This window comes from Pseudoalteromonas sp. 10-33, from assembly GCF_001469195.1.
Lineage (GTDB): Bacteria > Pseudomonadota > Gammaproteobacteria > Enterobacterales > Alteromonadaceae > Pseudoalteromonas.
The window spans coordinates 1-20,916 of sequence record NZ_LOFI01000023.1 but is presented as its reverse complement, the minus strand read 5'-3'; the positions used below and the strand labels follow the sequence as shown (position 1 = coordinate 20,916).

The window sequence follows — 20,916 nt, the reverse complement described above, 5'->3', positions numbered from 1 at the left end:
ATGAAGGCCCTATGAGCAATACTCTCTCTTTCAGCGAATACTTTTCGTATTTTAAAGATAAACGTTTAATTAATGTGTTTATTTTCGGTATTAGCAGTGGTTTTCCCTGGGTATTAATTGGCTCTGTAATGTCGGCCTGGCTAAAAGATGAAGGCCTGAGCCGAAGCATGATTGGCTTATTTGGTATTGTTTTTGGCGCTTACAGCATCAACTTTTTGTGGTCGCCCTTAATCGACCGTACAAAACTGCCTATTTTATATAAGTGGCTAGGCCAACGCCGTAGCTGGATATTGTTTTGCCAAAGCTTTATGTTTTTAGGCACATTATTTCTTGCTGGCCTTGACCTCAAAGCTAACTTGGCGATTGCTGCAGCACTGTGTTTATTAATTGCAATTGCATCTGCTACACAAGACATTGCAATAGACGCATTCAGAATAGATACCTTAAGCGAAAGTGAATCACACAAAGCAACTGCTGCCGCAGCCATGGCCACCTCAGGGTGGTGGACAGGCTACGCGTTATTAGGTGCAATTCCATTTTATATGGCAGATATTCCTTCACTTGGTTGGCCACAAGTTTACTACTTTTTAGCTGCTGTGATATTGGTATTAATGGGAGGAGTGCTATTTGCTAAAGAGCCCGCCTCTAATAGAGAAGCCGTTCACGAAGAACTAGAACGTGTTTACATTGAAAAGCTTGCCAATATTAATCAAACACCTCTCAATAAAGTCGTTGCCTGGTTGGTTGTTACTATTATTGATCCTTTTAAAACATTTTTTGCAAAAAATGGGGTTAAAACTGCACTCGCACTACTTGCTTTTATTTTCTTATTTAAAATTGGCGAAGCGTTTTTAGGACGAATGTCGATTGTTTTTTATAAAGAAATAGGTTTTAGCAATAGCGATATAGCTACTTTTTCAAAAGTTGGCACAGCAGTACTTACCATTGCCTTTACCTTTGTAGGCAGCTTGTTTAACCAAAAGTATGGCATTGTTAAAGGATTATTTGTTAGTGGTGTAGCCATGGCTGCATCCAATTTAGCCTTTTCTGCTATTGCACTAGTGGGCCCTAACTTAGGTTTATATGCTTTTGCTATAGTAATTGATGGCTTCACACAAGCATGGTCTCTCGTTGCTATGGTCGCGTTTATATCTATGCTATGTGACAGAGCGTTTAGTGCAACACATTATGCGTTGTTGGCGTCGCTGGGGAACTTAGGTAGAACATTGCTTTCGAGTTACAGTGGGGTTGTAATTGATGATTGGCTAATGGGAAATTGGTCGTTATTTTTTGTATTAACCGCTTTAATGGTGCTTCCCTCTTTACTATTTTTGTATGCGATAAGACATAAACTTTATGAGCTTGAGAAAAACTACCATAGTAATTATTAGGCTTAATGCATCCATGCATTAATATTTTGCTTAGCACATTTAATATGCCCCTAAATGAACTAAGCAATACACTATTAATCTACTTTAAGCAGGCTTAGTGCTTCATGTGGGTCAACTTCTAGCGCAGTACAATAACGAACAAACTCAACTACATCTAAACGGCGTTCTTGATTTTCAATTTTGCCGATAAACGAGTGAGGTGTTCCAAGCACTTGTGCAAGGCTTCTCATTGTGTGGCCTTTTTCATGGCGTTTACTTTTAAGCCATGTTGTTAACTTAGCGTTCTCTTCTGAAGAAACAGTTTTCCCCATCATTTTACATCTCCTACTAGACGATTAGACAACCCCACAAAAGCAGCAGTCGTTATCATAGCTGTAGGCAAGTAAGCAGTAACTTATGTTTTAAATAGCAATCTATCGCTTCTTAAAGCACTTGTTGCTACTCACTCCCACCCACATAGCTAAAAAATGACGCTTAAAATGTGGTAAAAGGTTTTTGTTATTAGAATGAAATTTTGCCCGTCTCATTCTTGGATACATTATATACTATTAACACTTTGGTTAAATAGTTAATTGTCTTTTCAACTCAAAATCAACCTAGGCAAACATTTACAAACACTGAATATTTCAGCTAAGTTATCAAAATCATTAAAAATAAATGTAATATTCTTAAAATATTAGCACACAATTTTTATAACAAATTTATTTCATATTAACGTTTTATGTTTAATATTAGACAATAATCAACGCAGAAAAGGTTACATAATGTTCAGGCTTCTTTTTTTATTACCTATTATTTTATGCGCAGGGTGGTACTTTTTCTTGCGTCACAATGGGGTTTCTATTAAGCAAGGTAAGAAAGGCTTTCTATATATTTTAGCGCTGTCGGCATTTGTATTAGGGTTTTTTGTATTAATAATGCAAATAACAGAGTACGCTCCCACTAATTTATAGGCATTAAAAAAGCCGCTAATGCGGCTTTTTATATATTGTTCTGTATTTACACACTGAAGCTTGCGCCACACCCACACGTCGTGGTTGCGTTCGGGTTAGATACAAAAAAGCGCGCGCCTTCTAAGCCCTCAGTATAGTCAACCACACCATCAACTAAATATTGAATGCTCATAGGATCAACCACTAAAGTTACGCCATTTTTAACAATTTCTAAATCGCCTGGGTTTGCTTTCTCATCAAAAGTAAAACCGTACTGAAAACCAGAACACCCACCACCGGTTACGTAAACACGCAGTTTCAGTTCCGGGTTTTCTTCTTCGTCGATTAATTGTTTAACACGAACAGCAGCGGCATCGCTAAACTGAATTGGTAATTCTTCTGACATTTTAAAACCCTCAATATCGTAATGGTGTGATTATCCAATACCCGAGTGTTTTAATCAAGTATAGTCAATTAACGCTTTGCTCTAAGTTATATCCATAAATACATTAAAAAATGTCTGAATATCAGTTATGTGTACTAAAAAATGCAGCACTTTAATATGCAACGAGTGGCATATTAAATGAGTAATTATTTTAACTAAAAAGCCTTAGTTTTACTATTTGCCCTAAATAGTTAATTTAAGCTAATAATTTTATAAAATCACAAGGACTTAGTGGTTGGCTTTTGCTAAAATACAGCTGAAAAATGCACTGAGGAAATAATGCATGTGGCTGGAGCAGCTCAGGCGTCGACTCGCACAACCTAAAACATCTGTACAATTATGCCTATTAGGCGTAGTTGCTGGGTTAATTGCTGCATTTTTTATTATTTTATTCCGCCTAACAATTCTTTTTTTTCAAAGCTTATTTTTAGAAACACCAGACGACTTCACAACCTTACCTACACTTGAACGCGTTTTAATGCCTTTAATTGCCGCATTTTTAATTGCTTCATTTGCAGCTTTTACTGGTTTCAAACATTACCGGTTAGGTATCCCATTCGTAATTCATCGCATTAAACGTCACTACGGGCAAATGCCTTTATACAATACACTCAACCAATTTGTTGGGGGTGCTCTGGCATTAATCAGTGGCTTTTCGGTTGGACGTGAAGGTCCATCTGTTCATATGGGAGCAACTGGAGCCAGTATTTTAGCCGATAAACTCCACCTGCCTCACAATGCCATGCGAACATTAAGCGGCTGTGGTGTTGCTGCGGGTATTGCAGCATCCTTTAATACACCTCTTGCCGCCGTTATTTTTGTTATGGAAGTGGTGTTAAGAGAATATAAAGTTCATATTTTTGTGCCTATTATGCTTGCTGCAGTAACAGGCGCGCTTGCTACTCAGTTCGTCTTTGGCGAAGGGTCAGAGCTTGCACTCATAACAATTGCTCCTTTGAGCGGCTGGCACTATCCATATTTAATTTTATGCGGCATGGCACTGGGCGCTATTGCATACAGCTTTAATCAAAACTTAATGTTAATTATTAAAACATTTAAACCTTTAAGTATGTTTCCTCGTTTACTCATTGCAGGTTGTATTGCAAGTTTGATTGCTTATGCCGTTCCTCAAGCTATGGGCTCAGGTATGAGTGCAATCGCTATAGCGGTGGAGTCTCCTGATAACGTTCAGCTACTTACCACTATCTTGATTGCAAAGTTACTAGCCACGCTATTTGCGATAGGTTTAGGTATACCGGGAGGGTTAATTGGTCCTGTTATTGGGTTAGGTGTTTTAGTTGGGACTATGATGGCGTTTTTTGCCCAGTTTATTAGCCCAGGTACGGATATAGCTGGTACCTACGGTGTATTGGGCATGGCAGGATTAATGGCCGCGACATTACATGCGCCACTTGCCGCGTTAACAACAGTGATGGAACTTACATCGTCGCCTGAAATAATTGTACCGGCCATGCTTGTTATAACAACGGCGTATGTAACCGCATTACAAGTATTTGGTAATCGCTCTATATTTTTGCAACAACTAGATTTTCAGGGCCTTCCCTATCATGTTTCGCCCGCCACTGAGGCACTACAAAAGGTGGGGATAATGGATGATATGGATGAAAACTTTAAATTGCTTTTTTCGAACGACAAAGAGCAAATAAAAAATACGCTCGACGCTATGGATAGCCAAACACCGCTCATTGTGTTTGACGAAGAAAACGGTTATCGCCTCGCGGAATACGATTTAAGCTTAATGTCTGATCAAGCAATAAATCTTAACTATGTAAATTTACAAGGTATTAGCAGTCAAGCAACGTTAGCTGATGCCTTTGATATGCTAAAAGACAAGCGAAGTGGCGCTCTGTACGTGCATAATCTACTAGATAATCAACAAATAATGGGCTTATTACGTTGGGATCAAATTCATCATATTTTGACCATTCGTAACAGCTTACTATAAATAATAAGGGTTACTATGAGCGCATTACTGATTTATAAAACGCTGCATATATTTTTTATGATTGCATGGTTTGCAGGCATTTTTTACTTACCACGATTATTTGTTTACCACGCAATGAGCCAAGAGCGTGCATGTAACTCTATGCTAAAAGTAATGGAACGCAGGCTCCTTTATTTTGTAACGCCATTTGCTATTTTAACGGCCCTTTTTGGTGTACTAACAATTGTTGAGTATGGTCGTGAATGGTTTAAATACAGCATGTGGCTGCACTACAAGCTTGTACTAGTCATTATTTTATATTTGTATCATGCGTACTGTTTTAAATTATTAGCCGACTTTAAACACGACAGAAATACTAAAACAGATCGTTTTTACCGAATTTTTAATGAATTACCTGTTATCGCGCTACTTATTATAGTTGCACTGGCAGTAATTAAACCGAGCCTTTAAGCGCTTTGGTACAACCAAATACCATATTAATTACATACTATTTAAAATCTAATATGCGCGATTGCGTGCCCCATTTTATGGATTATCGCGCCCTTTTGAAAAACTAGGAATAACCCCATGTTAAGTTTCCAAGGTGAACATATTCTGTCTGTTAATCAGTTAGACAGAGACTGCATTGAACGTATTTTTGCAGTAGCAAAAAAGATGGAGCCTTACGCTAAAAAGCAAAAGCAAACAACGGTACTTGAAGGCGCTATTTTAGCTAATTTGTTTTTTGAACCTAGCACACGTACACGCGTTAGCTTTGGTACTGCGTTTAACCTGCTTGGTGGAGGCGTGCGTGAAACAACCGGCATGCAAAGTTCAGCCCTTGCTAAAGGTGAGTCTTTGTACGATACAGCGCGTGTTATATCAGCTTATGCAGATGCAGTGGCAATGCGCCACCCAGATGCAGGTTCGGTTAGTGAATTTGCCGAAGGCTGTACCGTCCCTGTTATCAATGGCGGTGACGGCCCAAATGAACACCCTACTCAAGCACTGCTCGACCTACTAACGATTGAACGTGAGTTACATCGCTTTGATCAAAACATTGATGGCATGCACATCGCTTTGGTTGGCGATTTGAAATATGGCCGTACTGTTCATTCGTTATCAAAACTATTGTGTCATTACAAAAACGTTAAGTTTTCAATGGTGGCACCCGATGGCTTGCAAATGCCAACCAGTATTTTAGATGCAGTAGAAAACGCTGGCCATAAAATTGAACTAGTGAACAAAATGGAAGGCAACTTAGCGGCCGATATTGTGTATCAAACACGTATTCAAGAAGAACGCTTTCCATCTCAAGAAGAAGCAAACAAATACCGTGGCGGATTTAGAATTAGCCAGTCAATTTACAACGCACACTGTAAGCCTAATTCGGTGCTAATGCATCCGCTTCCTCGTGATAGTCGTACTGAAGCTAACGAGCTTGATAACGACTTAAACAGCAACGACAATTTAGCTATATTTCGCCAAGTACAAAACGGCGTATTAATTCGTATGGCATTGTTTGCTTTAACGCTCGGCGTAGAAAATAAAGTTGAGCAATATGAAGTAGACGTGCCTTGGTTTAGCCGCAAACGCGACAGCTAACCTTTTTTTAAGTGACAATTTATAGGATTTTTCATGACAATTAGCCAAGACTTATTTGAACGCGCTCAAACCTCTATTCCTGGTGGCGTAAACTCACCAGTGCGCGCTTTTAATGGCGTAGGTGGCACACCACTATTTATTACAAAAGCAGAAGGTGCATTCACGTTTGATGCCGATGGTAATCGTTATATTGATTACGTAGGTTCGTGGGGCCCAATGATCATGGGCCACAATCACCCTGCTATAAAACAAGCGGTTCATGAAGCAGTTGAAAACGGCCTAAGCTATGGCGCGCCAACTGAAGCTGAAATTTTAATGGCTGAGAAAGTAAAAGCGCTTGTACCGTCAATTGAAAAAGTGCGCATGGTTAGCTCTGGTACAGAAGCAACAATGAGCGCAATTCGCCTAGCACGTGGATTTACAAACCGCGATAAAATCCTAAAATTTGAAGGTTGTTACCACGGCCATGCCGATTCGCTTTTGGTTAAAGCGGGCTCGGGTGCTTTAACTATGGGCGTGCCTAATTCACCAGGTATTCCTGAAGATTTTGCTAAACATACATTAACGGTATCGTTTAATAATATTGAAGAAGTAAAAGCAATTTTTGAAAAATACGCAGACGAAATTGCCTGTATTATCGTTGAACCTGTAGCGGGTAACATGAACTGTATTCCACCTGTTGAAGGCTTTTTAGAAGGCCTACGTGCAGTATGTGATGAATACAAGTCGGTACTTATTTTTGATGAAGTAATGACAGGTTTTCGCGTAGCATTAGGTGGCGCGCAAGCATATTACAACATAAAGCCAGACTTAACCTGTTTAGGTAAAGTTATTGGCGGCGGCATGCCGGTCGGCGCATTTGGCGGTAAAACCGAGATTATGGATTACATTGCGCCCGTTGGCCCAGTATATCAAGCAGGCACACTGTCGGGTAATCCAATTGCTATGGCTGCAGGTTTAAAATCATTAGAGCTATTAAGTGAACCGGGTTTACACGATAAGCTGGAAGCGATTTCAAAAGCCATATGCGAAGGCTTTGAAGCAGGCGCTAAAAAAGCGGGTATCGCTCTTACAACAAACTACGCGGGCGGCATGTATGGCTTTTTCTTTACTGACGAAGAAAAAGTAACCACTTACAAACAAGCGACTGAGTGTGACCTAGAGCGTTTTAAACGCTTTTTCCATCTTATGCTTGAAGAAGGTGTATACCTTGCACCGTCAGCATTTGAGGCTGGATTTGTATGTGCTGCACACACAGAGCAGGAAGTCCAAGAAACTATAGCTGCAGCAGAGCGCTGTTTCGCAAAACTTTAATCACCAGCGTTGCCTAAACAGGGGTTATATACCTACTTTTTAAAACAGGCAATCAATACTAAAGATTGAAAAAGCCCTTTAAGGGCTTTTTTTATTTGTAAATTGATACAATTGAATGATAATCAAGCATAACAAGGTCTAGTTATCTTCACCCTACTTTATTAATTACAAGAGAATCTTATGTCTGGATTACGGCAGTTTGCTGCGCCTGCAACGCGATTAATGGCGAACCTAAAATACAAAGCAAAAATAAGTATTACATTTGGTATTCTCTTGATCCCACTTGCACTGAGCATGTTTTTTCTAGTGTCGTTATTGAGCAAAAGTATTCATGTATCAAAAATGGAACAGCAAGGCTTAAAAGGCTATCAGGCAATACTCACTAACCAAATAAAGGGTGAAACGGACAAAAACATCAATATAGCAAGAGCACTAGGCTTCAAAATAAATGACAATGAAGCCGAAGATGTTCTTGAGCTTGTGTCAATTCAATCTAATTTAGCGCTTGATAGTGAACTGGCCAGTGCCTATTTAAATCGCGCGTTGGTAACCCGTGTCCCTGCTTTTATCACTCAAATAAACCTAACCGCCGCGAGCGCAAATACAGTACTGAACAATAACCAATTTACCCCAGATACCTTTATTGCACTTTCTAACCTAAGTAAATCGTTACCCCAATTTGAGCAGCAACTTTTAAAAACACTCGCTATTGCAACGTCAGCGGATAAATCGGTAAATAAAGTGCTTTCTCCCACTTTAAATGAACTACAAAAATCAGTCTCAGCATTTAAGAACGCGATAGATAAAAAACTACTTGAACCCGACGACATAGAGTTAACTCAGCGTGAATTTTCAGCACTCACTGACAATGTTCAAAAAAATATTAGCGCTTTAATCAACACAAGTATTCCAACTTTAGAGTCGTTAATTAGCAATAAAATAAAAGGTCAGCAGTGGACCCGAAACACCGTATTAGTTGCCTCTATAATGAGTTTATTATTTGCACTTTATTTAATGGTTGGATTTTATTTTGCAGTCGTTGATACCATCAGTCGATTCTCTAAAGCAGCCACTAAGGCCGCTAACGGTGATCTAAATGCAACTCTTAACTCACATGGTAATGACGAAATGAGTGTTATTGCTGAGCAGTACAACGCCCTACTTAGTGCATTTTCACATTTACTTTCAGATGTTAAAACCAGCACAAAAGCACTTTGCGATGCCACTAAGTCTCTTTCGCATGCCAGTAGCCAAACCAGCGACGACGTAATAAAACAGCAAACGCGGGTAAATGCAATTAGCTATGCATTAAGCGATATGGCGCAAACTGCACATACAATTGAAGAATCGGCTCATCAAGCAACCCTCACCGCTCAAAACGCCGCAGAGCATGTAAAACAAGGGTCGAGTAATACCATGGAGCTTGCTCAATATATGCAAGACTTAAAAATGGAGTTTACCGAAAGCCAACAAGCACTCGACCGACTAGCCCAAGATAGTCAAGAAATAAGCAAAGTCAGTAAAGGGATCAGTGAAATTGCCGACCAAACAAACTTATTAGCGCTAAATGCAGCAATTGAAGCGGCCAGAGCCGGTGAACACGGACGAGGTTTTGCGGTAGTCGCAGATGAGGTAAGAACACTTGCGTTACGTACTCAAACACAAACACAAGAAATTCACCAAATTATCAGCTCTTTGCAAAAAGCATCTGACGATACACAAGTGAAAATGCGTTCAAGCGTTGAAAAAATGGAGTTATCTGTTGAAGCCGCAAACCAAACAAATACGGTACTGCAAAGTGCGGAAAGTAGTATGGGTGATATAAAACATCAAGGCGAGGTAATCGCTGAACGAGTTAAACAACAAGCCAATGCGACAACTCAGGCTCTAAATGACTCGCAAGAAGTAAATAACTTAGCTGACCATACACTCGTCTCAGCACAATCAACGCTGCAAGACGCCGAGCAGCTTTCACGCTTATCGAATGATTTAACAACGTCAATGCGCTTTTTTAAGTCTTAACTTTTAATATCTATAGCTTTAATATCTATAAATAACAAAGCCGCTAAATAGCGGCTTTGTTATTTGAGTTATCATTTTATACAGCGAGGCCTTGGCTCAAATTCACTAACTCTTAATGGAAGTTGGATCACTTTGCCACATCCTGGCGGAGCTTGTTTACCTGTGTGTTCGTTTACAAAAGCCCAACGGATTGAAGGGGGACGAGTATCAGCAATAGCTTGTGGGTTAAGTGGTTTTAAATAACGAATATAAGCCTCAAGCGCCCCTACGCTGCCAGTTAAACCTGTGCTTTTATTATCATCGCGGCCAAGCCATGCAACAGTTACCGTATTTTGATCAAATCCAGCAAACCAGCTGTCGCGCAAATCGTTGCTGGTGCCTGTTTTGCCAGCTAATTGAATAGACGGAAAGTGTAAATTTAAACGCTTGGCTGTGCCGTCTTTTGTTACGCGTTTCATTGCATACTTAGTCATGTATACAGACGCTTTATCAACACGAGGCTCTGCACTCACCTGATGTTTATATAGCACGTTACCTACAGAGTCGGTTAGTGCTGAAATAGACGTCAACTTCTTATACTCACCGTCATTTGCAATAGTGGTGTAAAGCTGAGCTACATCAAAACTCGATAACTCTAAAGCTCCTAAGAGTAAAGATGGGTATTCATCTATTTGATCATCCACACCGAGTAATTTAAGTGTATTTGCAACTTTATCCACCCCTATATCTAAGCCTAAATTAACAGCTGGTATATTAATACTATTACTAAATGCTTGATAAAGCGGTATTGCACCACGGTACTGACGATCAAAGTTTTCAGGCTGCCATACATTACCTTCCTCATTGGTTACCTGTAACGGCGAATCATCAAGTAATGTGGCTAAATTATAATTTGGTGATTGTAGTGCTGTTAAATAAACTGCAGGCTTAACTAAAGACCCTATATTTCTTTTTGTATCTAGCACTCTATTAAAGCCTGAATATCGAACGTCGCGCCCTGCTACAAGGGCCGATACGCCACCTTTATCTGAATTTACAGAGATCATAGCAACCTCAAGCTTATCTGTTTTAGGGCGTTTCTCTAAATAAGGTAAGCTTTTCTCAACCGAGTTTTCCATTGCTGTTTGTTTTTGTAAATCAAAGTAAGTAAACACCCTAACACCAGCATCTAGTATTTGCTGGTCGGGTAGTAATTTATTTAATTCACGGTTCACCAGTTCTAAATACCCTGGGTATGATTTTTGTAAACTTTCTTTCATTGGCGCAATATCTATTGAGCGCTTAAGGGATGCTCGGTATTCTTTTGTGCTTATTAATTTATTTTCAACCATGAGGCGAAGTACTAAATCGCGACGCTCCATAGTGCGCTCTTTGTAGCGGCGAGGATTGTAATAAGACGGCCCTTTCACCATCGCTACTAGCAACGCTATTTGATCGTATTCAAGCTCATCTACTGGTTTTGAAAAATAAAACTCAGACGCCAAGCCCATGCCATGCACGCCTTGGTTATAAGATTGACCTAAATAAACCTCGTTTAAGTAGGCCTCTAATATTTGGTCTTTTGAGTAACGATAATCAAGAATAAGCGCAATAAACGCCTCATTGATTTTTCGCAGCAGCGAACGTTCACGGGTTAAATATATATTTTTAGCGAGTTGCTGCGTTAACGTGCTACCGCCTTGGACTGTTCGCCCTGCTCTAATATTGGTATATAGAGCGCGTAAAATAGAAAAAACAGATACACCGTGGTGCTCATAAAAATTACGGTCTTCCACCACTAGCAAAGTGTCTTTTAACATAGCAGGAAACTTATCAAGGGGAACAAATTCTCTATCTTGCTTCGAATCGTTACCAATGCGGGCTATTTGAACAGGTTCTAATCGAGCATTGTTCAAGCGCCTACCAAATTTATCTTTTACAGAGGCTACTTTTTGTCCCGCAAAACGCAGTTCAACAACCTTAGACTCCTCCAGCCCATCATAAAATTCAAACTCTCGTCGGTAAATTTTAATGCTATCGGCCGTTTTTACGTATTGGCCAGTGCGGCTAAGTCGATTAACCGATGAATAATTTAGACGTTCAAGTTCAAATTCCACCTCTTGACTTGATAAAAATTGCCCTGGGTAAAACTGCATTGCACGCGCATACACTTGTGCTGGTAGTTGCCATTTATTGCCCTCAAATACACGTGTTGTTTTTGAGTCTAAATAAATAAGGTACATGGTCATAGCAATAAAAACCGCCAAGCTCAGCTTCCAAAAAACTGACCATGTTTTTCTCATAAATGAGCGTTTAACCACAGTTTTTGCCGCTTTTTTTGTTGATTTGGGTTTAGTTTTACGTGGCGAACTGCTTGCTTTCGTTGCACGCTTAGAAGGGGTTTTACTACTGGGTGTTTTTTTATTATCAGCCATGTAAGTGTAATGTGTTCCAACGGTTTATTTACAAAGGAGAGCTTAGCATATTGGCCATAACCCTAACACCTGAAAAATTAACCTTCCCTGAAACAAAAAAAGCTCTACCTAAAGTAGAGCTTTGATGAACACACTATATAAATTTAGTTATTACGAACAGATACAAACTCAGGGTAAGCTTCTACACCACAGTCGTGTTGATCCATACCGTTTAGCTCTTCTTCTTCTGTAACACGTATACCCATTGTGTATTTTAATATAGCCCACACAATTAACGATGCTACAAAAACAAATGCCAATATAGTTACTAAACCGATTAACTGATTAACAATGCTCGCATCACCGTTTGAAAGCGGAACTAGCATTATACCTAATGCACCACACACACCGTGTACAGAAATAGCACCTACTGGATCATCAATCTTAATTTTGTCTAGAGCTATAATGCTAAATACAACTAACGAACCACCTAATAAACCAAGTAAACAAGCCATTAATGGAGATGGTGAAAGAGGGTCTGCAGTAATAACAACCAAGCCCGCTAACGCACCGTTAAGTACCATTGTTAAATCTGCTTTGCCCCATAATACTTTACATACAAATAGTGCTGCAATTGCACCCATTGCCGCTGCCGCGTTAGTGTTAAGTAAGATTTGACCTACAGCCGTTGCGTTTTCTTTATCTGATAGTAATAACTGCGAACCACCGTTAAAACCAAACCAACCCATCCACAAAATAAATGTGCCTAAAGTTGCAAGTGGCAAGTTAGAACCTGGAATTGGGTAAACTTCACCGTTTTTACCGTATTTACCTTTACGAGCGCCTAACAAAATAACACCTGCTAGTGCTGCTGCTGCACCTGCACCATGAACAATGGCAGAACCTGCAAAATCAACAAACCCCATTTCAGACAAGAAACCACCGCCCCATGTCCAGTAACCTTCCATTGGGTAGATAAAGCCAGTTAAAACAACAGTAAATGCTAAGAAAGCCCATAGCTTCATTCGCTCAGCAACCGCACCCGATACAATTGACATAGCTGTTGCAACGAAAACCACTTGGAAGAAAAAGTCAGACTCTAAAGAGTGATCGGCATCAGCAGCTTGCGTACCAATTAACGCACCCAGTGATGGCATGATTCCGCCCTCAGCGTTGTCTACATACATGATGTTGTAGCCAACTAACAAAAACATGGTACATGCGATTGAATAAAGCGCGATGTTTTTAGTTAAAATTTCAGTGGTGTTTTTAGAGCGAACTAAGCCTGCTTCCAACATGGCAAAACCTGCTGCCATCCACATTACCAATATACCCGATATCAAAAAGTAAAATGTATCGAGTGAAAATTTAAGTTCTACAATTGTATTTTCCATAAGCCCCTCTTAAATTGCTTCTTCGTCAAGTTCGCCAGTACGGATACGAACAATTTGATCTAAGTCGTACACAAAAATTTTGCCGTCACCAATTTTTCCTGTTGATGCAATTTTAGTGATAGCTTCAACTACGCGTTGGCAATTTTCTGTACGAGTTGCAATTTCAAGTTTGATCTTTGGAATAAAATCGACTTGGTACTCTGCACCACGATATAGCTCTGTATGACCTCGTTGACGTCCAAAACCTTTAACATCAACTACAGTCATCCCCTCAATTCCTAAATCAGCGAGCGCTTCACGCACATCGTCTAATTTAAATGGTTTTATGATTGCACTAATCATTTTCATAGTGGCCCCCTCGGACTCTTTATTGTTATCCTGTTGGGTAACATAATCCAACCTTTGTGCCACTATTTAATTTAATTTAAAAACAATAACTTAACCGTTAAAGCTGAACTTGCCACAAAAAAAACGCACCATTTAGGTGCGTTTTTTTAACAACTCCGCTACATTGGTGCACATATAAAAACGACCCCAAAATTGCGCTATAATATAAACAGTTACCCGATACAGTTTCTGCCTTTGCTTTTTGCTTCGTATAACGCCTTGTCGGCAACACGCATCGCATCTTTTAAATTGGTATTTTGAAACTCTGCAAGCCCAATACTCGCTGTTATCGTGCAAGACTTGTCACTAATAGAAAAATCGTAACTCGCCATTTTTTTTCTAAACGCTTCTAAATATTCGCGTGCTCTGGCTAAATCGATATCAGGTAGAACAATGGCAAATTCTTCACCACCCACCCTTGCTACAGTAAATTTTGCAAAGGTTGAGCGAATAAGTGAGCCAACCTGCTTAAGCGCCTGGTCGCCGCCTTCGTGACCAAATGTATCGTTTATATTTTTAAAAAAGTCCACGTCGAGTAGCGCTAGCGTATTATTTTGATTTTGGTTTTTTAATAACTTTTCAGCATATTGATAAAAATAACGTCGATTGTATAAACCGGTTAAATGATCTCTAAAAGCACTTTCTTTGATATCTGCAATCAGTGATAACTGTTCCATTGTTTGCAACACCCTGCAGTGAAATTCTTCATTCATAAAGGGTTTAGTCAAAAAGTCGTTTGCGCCATATTTTATAAAGCGTGCTGATAAACCGTGCTTGCCCGCTCCAGATAAACCAATTACAGCTAAATCGTCTCGGCCTCTAAAATTACGAACTGCTTTAACTAGCTCAAAGCCATCCATTGTGGGCATGGCGTAATCGGTCATTAGCAGCTTTATATCTGGATCAGCTTTTAATATTTCAAGCGCTTGCTGCCCGTCATTCGCGGTGCTTACATCAAACAATTGCTTTTCGAGCATTTGCTTCATTAACGAACGACTCAACATAGAATCGTCCGCAATTAATGCCTTACAACCTTGGTTTCTTAAAAGTTGAGAAACCAATTTAACCGCATAATGATAAGAATCACGGTTATCTTTTATAACGTAATCTACCACACCATCTTCTAGCATTTGCTGACGTTTGTACTCGTCTATTTTCGATGTAAGCACAACCGTAGGAATTGCTTTAGAAAGTGTATATTTGGCAACTTCGCCATTTGGGGCATCGGGGAGAGTTAAGTCAACAAGTGCTAGGGAATAGTCATACTTTTCTACGTGAGCCTTGCACTCAGCTAAAGACCAAGCAAAATCAACGGCAACATCTAAATATTGGGCGGTTAAGTGGCGTAAAACCTGCTGCACAACTTTGCTGTCTTCAACCACTAGTACTCTTTGCATAGACCTTCTCTTTGTTCTCATTATTTTTGCAACATTTGCTGCAAATACAAAATAATAAAACTTACCGGTACTACGCTTTACGCAGCAAAAATAAGTAAAAAAACATCCAGAGTCATTGTTATTTAACGCTTTAAATATTAAAGCACATTCCATTAAGTAGCTTGTAAATCGACAGATATAATAAAAAAACAAACCTACAAGCAAATATACCTGATTTTAATTATTAGCTAAATAATTAAACAAATATTTAAGCCATTAATAATCGTTTTACCTACTTACCAGCTAATTTTAATTAACTTAACCACTTATATCGGCAGCTAGTCTCATTACCTTTGTTATTTCACTCATTTTTATCTTTAATGAGTTATTAAATATAATAAGGATACCTCATGAAGCTTAGTCGTATTTTACCAATCACGGTTTTTGCATTAATGCTCAGTACCCATGCTAATGCTGATAATCAACGCCGTATTGATGTAGATAGTAAAGTTATCACCCAACACAAAGCTAAAATTAATGGTCAACGCTTTAATTATACGGTTGCAACAGGCACTCAACCCGTATGGGACGACAAAGGCGATGCCGTTGCTACACTGCAATACACCTATTACACACGCGATAAAGTTGATGATAGAACCAAACGTCCATTGCTCATTTCTTTTAATGGTGGCCCTGGCTCAGCCTCAGTTTGGATGCACTTAGCCTACACCGGCCCACGTGTATTAAAAATTGATGATGAAGGCTACCCTATTCAACCCTATGGTGTTAAAGACAACCCATACTCTGTACTTGATGTTGCCGACATTGTTTATGTAAACCCTGTGAATACAGGCTATTCGCGAGTTATTGAAAACGAAAAAGGCGAAATGCTTTCTAAAGCGCAACAAAAAGAGATGTTTTTTGGCGTTAACGCCGACATTAAATACCTTGGCGAGTGGCTAAATACCTTTGTAAATAGAACAGAGCGTTGGCGCTCTCCAAAATTTTTAATTGGCGAAAGCTATGGCACAACACGCGTATCGGGCCTTGCACATGAGTTACAAAATAGCCAATGGATGTATATTAACGGTGTTGTATTAGTGTCACCAACAGACATTGGAATTAAACGCGAAGGCCCAGTTAAAGCGGCAAATCGTTTGCCATACTTTGCAGCCACCGCGTGGTATCACAAAGCACTAAACGCCGATTTACAAGCAAAAGATTTAGACGAACTCCTTCCTGAAGTTGAGCAGTTTACTTTAAACGAATTAATACCAGCATTAGCAAAAGGTGGCTTTTTAGCGCAAGACGAAAAGCGTCGTATCATTAAAAAAATGGCTGCGTATGCTGGCCTTTCAGACACGTTTGTCGATCAAAACAACCTTGATATCCCTACGCAATACTTCTGGAAAGAACTGTTACGTGATAGAGGCCAAACAGTCGGCCGTTTAGACTCTCGCTACCTAGGCATAGACAAACGCGATGCAGGAGATTCACCTGACTACTGGGCAGAGCTGACTTCATGGTTACACTCGTTTACACCTGCAATCAATTACTACCTGCGCGAAGAGTTAAACTATAAAACCGACATAAAATATAACTTATTTGGTAACGTTCATCCTTGGGATAGAAGTGGCAATAATACCGGTGAAAACCTTCGCTTAGCGATGGCTCAAAACCCTTACTTAAATGTAATGGTACAGGCGGGTTATTTCGATGGTGCAACCAATTACTTTGATGCCAAGTACACAATGTGGCAATTAGATCCAAGTGGAAAAATGAAAGATCGTTTGAGTTTTAAAGGCTACAGAAGTGGGCACATGATGTACCTTCGCCATGCTGACTTAGAAAGTTCAAATAACGACTTAAGAGAGTTTATTAAAAACTCACTACCTAAAGAGTCTAAATCAGCCAAATATTAAAATACTGAGCAATCACCTATAAATGGCTTAACTGAGTCATTTATAGGTGTAATCCCTTGCTGTTTTGTAATGACTTATTTAGCTGTTATTTCGCGTAAATTACAAGCGCCAGCTTTAATAACCGGTTCGCGTGCGGTGTAGCTTTTAGTTTCTAGCATTGTCCGTAAATTCACCAGCGTTTTAAAGGTACTTTTAAGTCCCACCTTATTGTATAGCCAGGTTGGAATATTTCCTCCAGGTAAGGCGTAAACCTGATATTCAATATTTAAATCTTCGCTTTTTTGTGTCAGTAACCAATGTGCGTTAAGCGTTTTAATTCTTACTACACGCTTAGTTAATGGCAATTCTTCTGGACGCGATTCAATAGAAAGCTTAGTTTGCTGCGGAGATAATCTTGTATAACACGAATAGGTAACAGCATCTCGGTTTGCAACAGGCCAAGGAGAGTCGATAGAGCTATAAACGAGGTTTTCTGAAGGGCTAAGTGCTTTAATTAAACGTACTTTAGACGTGTTTTCAAGCCAACTTGACGCAATACGCGTATCACTTAATAAATCTAAAAAGTCATTTGCTGTTACATCTTCAATATTAAGCTGACCTTTTACAACAAACGTATCATCAGAAAATTGCTGATACTCAATGCTGACCCCTTGCTCGTTTTTGTATAATAACCAAAGGGGCTCAGAGTAAGCGTCAAAGCTTAACAAAATAATTAGGAAGCAAATGCACTTTTGCATTGGGATTAAATTGCAAAAGTGCTTTATCATCATTTTTGCCAATAAGGCGCTATGTCAAACGAAGCAAGTCTACTTTGCTCCATTGCACTGACTAAGTATTCCGACTTTTGCTCTAACCAAGATTGAATTTTGGCTAGTTGCTCATCTTCTTGGCCTGCGCATAATTGCTTTAAATACTCAAGGGTACTGAGTTCATAAACACCATGCGAAATATCTAACCACGGCAATCTAAACTCAAGACGCTCTTCTTTATCGAACATCGATCCTAAGCAATTACCGCTTAGCAAACTGTTTTCAAGCTGCATTCGTAAATTAAGGTAGTCAGCTACGCCTAGCGTTTGCTCTTTTGGCAATAACTGGTGCAAGTTTTTCCAGTCTTTATTAAACAATCTTTCAGCAATAGAAGACACTGGATTTTCTGCAGCTTGGAGCTCTACCTGCCCCCAATCTTTTCGCCATTGCTTGTCAATCAACCACGTTGTTAACGAGAGCAATAAACGATTGTAACGGGCACTATGAAACAGCGCATTAATGTCATCAATACTTGGCTGCAGCTCTTTTAAGTCGTTAATAACTTGCGCCAAAGCGGGCGCCGCATTTATTTTTTTATAAAAGGCATGACGTTTTGACGTATAAGTTTTTAACTGAATTGCATTTTCTACCCATGCTAACTCGCTCAAAAGCCACTTAAGCTCGGTGCGTAATTGTTCGGTGCTGTCTTTAGAGACTATATCGTCAAACAACCAAAAGGTATGACGAATTAAACTAATACCATCAGTCACCCTTTTTAAGGTTTTTAAACTCGGTTTATCGAAGTAACACTGCTCATGCTTTTGCACAAACCGAATACCAAAGTTCATTGCTTCTTTTAAAGCGCTTTCTTGGGTTGCAGAGCGAGGAAGCTTAACAAATCCAATCGACTTACTAGGCTTAAGTGGGTTATCGTCGGCTAAACGATAGCCACGCGCTGCTTTTGAATACAAACCGAGTCGAATACAGTTTTGGCTAACTAAAATATCGGCCAAAGCAAACAGTTCATTGCGGCTGCCTTCGATTAATTCTATTTCTAGCTCGCTGATCATCTCAACTTGCCCAGAAGCAGCAATCTCGCCCTTATCAAGCACGACCTCTATTTTTGCACCGCCTTGCGTTTCAATTAACCACGTACGACGAATAAAATTAGTGCTAAAAATAGGAAATAAATTTTGTGAAATCGCATCTACCTGCATGCCATGAGGCCAAATGTCAGCACTAAACGCCATTAAATTAGGGCGGCTGGAATCAATAGGTAAGTTATATTCTGGGCGCTGATGGAGGCCACCTACCACTTCGCCAGCAAGCTTAATAGTTTGTTCGCACTGATTGTCAGAACAACGGGTTCTAAAGCCAATATCAAGTGCTCGAAGTTCTCGACTAGGCGTATCGTAATAAGCATTTTGCAAACTACGTGAAGGCTTATTAATAACCGTTTTAGCAAATTGAGTAATTAGTGAGGGGATCAGTGGGACAACGGCATCTGATACCAAAAATTTTAGTTCTATCTCAGTATCCATTCGGTTTGCGGATTACCTTTAAAATAAATAAGTGGTCAAAATAAACAAAGCGCTCTAACAATGCAAATTTTTTAGCTTTTTTGAGTGGTTTAATTATGACAGGGTTACAATATCAGCCTTGCTTTTAAAAGGCTAAATCCCTACTATCTTGCTTCATATGTGAATTAAAAAACCATGTTCATAACGGACTCAGTAAGAACAACAAGGTAGATAAATGCTAAAACATTGTTTATTCGGGCTACTTTTAACAGCCACTACGTTTATAAGCTACGCACAAGATGAAGCAACAACAGCGAGTTCATCAGATGCAAATACCGCTTATATCATCGACAATTTATATACATTTATGCGTTCAGGGGCGAGTAAGAACTATCGACTACTAGGCTCTGTAGACGCGGGAACAAAAATAACCGTACTGTCTGGCGAAGAAAACGGCTTTATTAAAATAAAGGACGACAAAGACCGCGAAGGTTGGATTGAAACTAAATTTATTTCTACTACGCCTGGGTTACATCAACAATACCAAACCTTAAGCAGCGAAATGAGCACCATGCAGGAAAATTTACGCCTTGCTCAAATAGAACTACCGCAGCTACAAAAGCAAAATCAAACCTTAACCGATCAAAACCTGCAATTATCAGCGCAAATTACAAGCCTGCAAACAACACTCGCGCAAGAGCGCACGCAAAAAGAAGCCGCTAGTTCAAAAGAAAAACGACAACTACTTACCTACGGCGGTGCGATTGCATTTTTAGGGTTATTTTTGGGAATTATTTTAACCATTGTTTTGTCGCGCCGTAAGCGTTACGAAGGTTGGGCATAAATTAATTGAATGAATGTTGTTCAATAAAAAAGCCGCTATTAGCTGTCTCTTATACACAAATCCCTGCTAAGAAATTAGCGGGGATTTTTTTGAACTAAATCCCAATGTCATGATCAGATCTTCAAATCTTGTTTGAGGGCACATTATGATTAACGAACATACTCATTGGGCAAAACAACAATTCGGTAAATCGGACTTAGGTGATCCAAGAAGAACAGCGCGTCTGGTAAAGTTAGCATCAACGCTTGCAAATGAACCAGGAAAACCGCTTGTGAACATCACTCAATCCCCCGCCGATATGGAAGGTGCCTACCGCTTTATTCGCAACGAGAATATTGACGCAACGGCTATTGCAAAGTCAGGCTTTAAAGCCACGGTTGAACAGGCCAAAAGTCATAACTTATTGCTCGCATTAGAAGACACGACCACACTAATTTATAAACATTCCTCCATTCGAGATGATTTGGGTCATGTCGGACGAGGAGCAAAACAACGAGGCTTGTTAGCTCATAGCGTATTGCTGTTTGCGCCAGATACAAAGCACGTTGTGGGATTAATTGAACAGTCTCGCTGGAGCCGTAATATCAACACGATTGGAAAAAGGGAAAAGCACGCGACGACTTCTTATGAAGAAAAAGAAAGTTACAAGTGGGAGTTAGCGTCACGAGCGATGGCTG

General features: G+C 39.7%; 18 protein-coding genes. 10 read left to right on the top strand and 8 right to left on the bottom strand.

Going from position 1 to position 20,916, the window contains the following annotated elements; all coding sequences use genetic code 11:
- The first annotated feature begins 11 nt into the window (after positions 1 to 11).
- Positions 12 to 1,391 carry an AmpG family muropeptide MFS transporter gene (locus ATS76_RS10990; protein ID WP_058552177.1) on the top strand — a complete coding sequence of 460 codons (1,380 nt, stop codon included), beginning with the start codon at positions 12 to 14 and terminating at the stop codon, positions 1,389 to 1,391.
- A 74-nt stretch (positions 1,392 to 1,465) separates the two neighbouring features.
- Here the strand turns inward: ATS76_RS10990 and ATS76_RS10985 are convergent, their stop codons facing one another.
- A complete protein-coding gene (locus ATS76_RS10985) occupies positions 1,466 to 1,705 on the bottom strand; it encodes a helix-turn-helix domain-containing protein (RefSeq protein WP_006791502.1) in 240 nt (79 codons plus the stop codon).
- A gap of 450 nt (positions 1,706 to 2,155) precedes the next feature.
- Between ATS76_RS10985 and ATS76_RS10980 the strand changes: the two genes are divergently transcribed.
- On the top strand, positions 2,156 to 2,344 hold the full coding sequence (locus ATS76_RS10980; protein WP_058552176.1) for a hypothetical protein: 189 nt from the start codon (positions 2,156 to 2,158) through the stop codon (positions 2,342 to 2,344).
- A gap of 46 nt (positions 2,345 to 2,390) precedes the next feature.
- On the opposite strand, the gene erpA is transcribed toward ATS76_RS10980, so the two are convergent.
- Positions 2,391 to 2,729 carry an iron-sulfur cluster insertion protein ErpA gene (gene erpA / locus ATS76_RS10975; RefSeq protein ID WP_006791504.1) on the bottom strand — a complete coding sequence of 113 codons (339 nt, stop codon included), beginning with the start codon at positions 2,727 to 2,729 and terminating at the stop codon, positions 2,391 to 2,393.
- Positions 2,730 to 3,051: 322 nt separating this feature from the next.
- On the opposite strand from erpA, the gene ATS76_RS10970 reads away from it, so the two are divergent.
- The 5 genes from ATS76_RS10970 (at position 3,052) to ATS76_RS10950 (ending at position 9,654) form a co-directional block, all read left to right on the top strand.
- Positions 3,052 to 4,734, top strand: a complete 1,683-nt coding sequence (locus tag ATS76_RS10970) for a chloride channel protein (RefSeq protein ID WP_058404987.1) — start codon at positions 3,052 to 3,054, stop codon at positions 4,732 to 4,734.
- Positions 4,735 to 4,749: 15 nt separating this feature from the next.
- Positions 4,750 to 5,184: a CopD family protein gene (locus tag ATS76_RS10965; RefSeq protein ID WP_058404986.1), complete on the top strand. Its 435-nt coding sequence runs from the start codon at positions 4,750 to 4,752 to the stop codon at positions 5,182 to 5,184.
- Positions 5,185 to 5,301: 117 nt separating this feature from the next.
- Positions 5,302 to 6,318 (top strand): aspartate carbamoyltransferase, encoded by a 1,017-nt coding sequence (locus ATS76_RS10960; RefSeq protein WP_006791507.1) that lies wholly within the window; start codon positions 5,302 to 5,304, stop codon positions 6,316 to 6,318.
- A gap of 33 nt (positions 6,319 to 6,351) precedes the next feature.
- Complete coding sequence (gene hemL, locus ATS76_RS10955) at positions 6,352 to 7,632, top strand: glutamate-1-semialdehyde 2,1-aminomutase (RefSeq protein WP_058552175.1); 1,281 nt, start codon at positions 6,352 to 6,354, stop codon at positions 7,630 to 7,632.
- Between the two features lie 180 nt (positions 7,633 to 7,812).
- The gene (locus tag ATS76_RS10950; RefSeq protein ID WP_058552174.1) at positions 7,813 to 9,654 is read left to right on the top strand and encodes a methyl-accepting chemotaxis protein; all 1,842 of its coding nucleotides are present in this window, start codon (positions 7,813 to 7,815) and stop codon (positions 9,652 to 9,654) included.
- 71 nt (positions 9,655 to 9,725) lie between these two features.
- Here ATS76_RS10950 and mrcB read toward each other — a convergent pair whose 3' ends face one another.
- The 4 genes from mrcB to ATS76_RS10930 all read right to left on the bottom strand — a co-directional run bounded on the left by mrcB (position 9,726) and on the right by ATS76_RS10930 (position 15,225).
- Positions 9,726 to 12,068 (bottom strand): penicillin-binding protein 1B, encoded by a 2,343-nt coding sequence (gene mrcB, locus ATS76_RS10945; protein ID WP_058552173.1) that lies wholly within the window; start codon positions 12,066 to 12,068, stop codon positions 9,726 to 9,728.
- Between the two features lie 143 nt (positions 12,069 to 12,211).
- Positions 12,212 to 13,441, bottom strand: coding sequence for an ammonium transporter (locus ATS76_RS10940; RefSeq protein ID WP_058552172.1), 1,230 nt, complete (start codon positions 13,439 to 13,441; stop codon positions 12,212 to 12,214).
- Between the two features lie 9 nt (positions 13,442 to 13,450).
- Positions 13,451 to 13,789 carry a P-II family nitrogen regulator gene (locus ATS76_RS10935; RefSeq protein ID WP_004587162.1) on the bottom strand — a complete coding sequence of 113 codons (339 nt, stop codon included), beginning with the start codon at positions 13,787 to 13,789 and terminating at the stop codon, positions 13,451 to 13,453.
- A 212-nt stretch (positions 13,790 to 14,001) separates the two neighbouring features.
- Complete coding sequence (locus tag ATS76_RS10930; RefSeq protein WP_058552386.1) at positions 14,002 to 15,225, bottom strand: response regulator; 1,224 nt, start codon at positions 15,223 to 15,225, stop codon at positions 14,002 to 14,004.
- 389 nt (positions 15,226 to 15,614) lie between these two features.
- Between ATS76_RS10930 and ATS76_RS10925 the strand changes: the two genes are divergently transcribed.
- Positions 15,615 to 17,126 carry a S10 family peptidase gene (locus ATS76_RS10925; protein WP_058552171.1) on the top strand — a complete coding sequence of 504 codons (1,512 nt, stop codon included), beginning with the start codon at positions 15,615 to 15,617 and terminating at the stop codon, positions 17,124 to 17,126.
- A gap of 74 nt (positions 17,127 to 17,200) precedes the next feature.
- On the opposite strand, the gene ATS76_RS10920 is transcribed toward ATS76_RS10925, so the two are convergent.
- The gene (locus ATS76_RS10920) at positions 17,201 to 17,893 is read right to left on the bottom strand and encodes an START domain-containing protein (RefSeq protein ID WP_058552170.1); all 693 of its coding nucleotides are present in this window, start codon (positions 17,891 to 17,893) and stop codon (positions 17,201 to 17,203) included.
- Positions 17,893 to 19,416, bottom strand: coding sequence for a CYTH and CHAD domain-containing protein (locus ATS76_RS10915; RefSeq protein ID WP_058552169.1), 1,524 nt, complete (start codon positions 19,414 to 19,416; stop codon positions 17,893 to 17,895). Before ATS76_RS10915 ends, ATS76_RS10920 begins: the two co-directional genes overlap by 1 nt.
- Positions 19,417 to 19,630: 214 nt before the next feature.
- Between ATS76_RS10915 and ATS76_RS10910 the strand changes: the two genes are divergently transcribed.
- Both ATS76_RS10910 and ATS76_RS10905 read left to right on the top strand, forming a co-directional pair.
- Entirely contained in the window at positions 19,631 to 20,239 is a 609-nt protein-coding gene (locus ATS76_RS10910; protein ID WP_058552168.1) for a TIGR04211 family SH3 domain-containing protein, read from the top strand.
- Between the two features lie 145 nt (positions 20,240 to 20,384).
- On the top strand, positions 20,385 to 20,916 hold a 532-nt coding region (locus tag ATS76_RS10905; protein ID WP_201023502.1), incomplete at its 3' end, for an IS4/Tn5 family transposase DNA-binding protein.

Bases quoted from the DNA above. Each gene is read 5' to 3' on its own strand.
- hemL (WP_058552175.1), top strand. From the start codon at position 6,352: ATGACAATTAGCCAAGACTTATTTGAACGCGCTCAAACCTCTATTCCT.
- mrcB (WP_058552173.1), bottom strand. From the start codon at position 12,068: ATGGCTGATAATAAAAAAACACCCAGTAGTAAAACCCCTTCTAAGCGT.
- ATS76_RS10970 (WP_058404987.1), top strand. From the start codon at position 3,052: ATGTGGCTGGAGCAGCTCAGGCGTCGACTCGCACAACCTAAAACATCT.
- ATS76_RS10930 (WP_058552386.1), bottom strand. From the start codon at position 15,225: ATGCAAAGAGTACTAGTGGTTGAAGACAGCAAAGTTGTGCAGCAGGTT.
- ATS76_RS10940 (WP_058552172.1), bottom strand. From the start codon at position 13,441: ATGGAAAATACAATTGTAGAACTTAAATTTTCACTCGATACATTTTAC.
- ATS76_RS10915 (WP_058552169.1), bottom strand. From the start codon at position 19,416: ATGGATACTGAGATAGAACTAAAATTTTTGGTATCAGATGCCGTTGTC.
- ATS76_RS10985 (WP_006791502.1), bottom strand. From the start codon at position 1,705: ATGATGGGGAAAACTGTTTCTTCAGAAGAGAACGCTAAGTTAACAACA.
- ATS76_RS10910 (WP_058552168.1), top strand. From the start codon at position 19,631: ATGCTAAAACATTGTTTATTCGGGCTACTTTTAACAGCCACTACGTTT.
- ATS76_RS10920 (WP_058552170.1), bottom strand. From the start codon at position 17,893: ATGATAAAGCACTTTTGCAATTTAATCCCAATGCAAAAGTGCATTTGC.
- ATS76_RS10965 (WP_058404986.1), top strand. From the start codon at position 4,750: ATGAGCGCATTACTGATTTATAAAACGCTGCATATATTTTTTATGATT.
- ATS76_RS10980 (WP_058552176.1), top strand. From the start codon at position 2,156: ATGTTCAGGCTTCTTTTTTTATTACCTATTATTTTATGCGCAGGGTGG.
- ATS76_RS10925 (WP_058552171.1), top strand. From the start codon at position 15,615: ATGAAGCTTAGTCGTATTTTACCAATCACGGTTTTTGCATTAATGCTC.
- ATS76_RS10950 (WP_058552174.1), top strand. From the start codon at position 7,813: ATGTCTGGATTACGGCAGTTTGCTGCGCCTGCAACGCGATTAATGGCG.
- ATS76_RS10960 (WP_006791507.1), top strand. From the start codon at position 5,302: ATGTTAAGTTTCCAAGGTGAACATATTCTGTCTGTTAATCAGTTAGAC.
- ATS76_RS10935 (WP_004587162.1), bottom strand. From the start codon at position 13,789: ATGAAAATGATTAGTGCAATCATAAAACCATTTAAATTAGACGATGTG.
- erpA (WP_006791504.1), bottom strand. From the start codon at position 2,729: ATGTCAGAAGAATTACCAATTCAGTTTAGCGATGCCGCTGCTGTTCGT.
- ATS76_RS10990 (WP_058552177.1), top strand. From the start codon at position 12: ATGAGCAATACTCTCTCTTTCAGCGAATACTTTTCGTATTTTAAAGAT.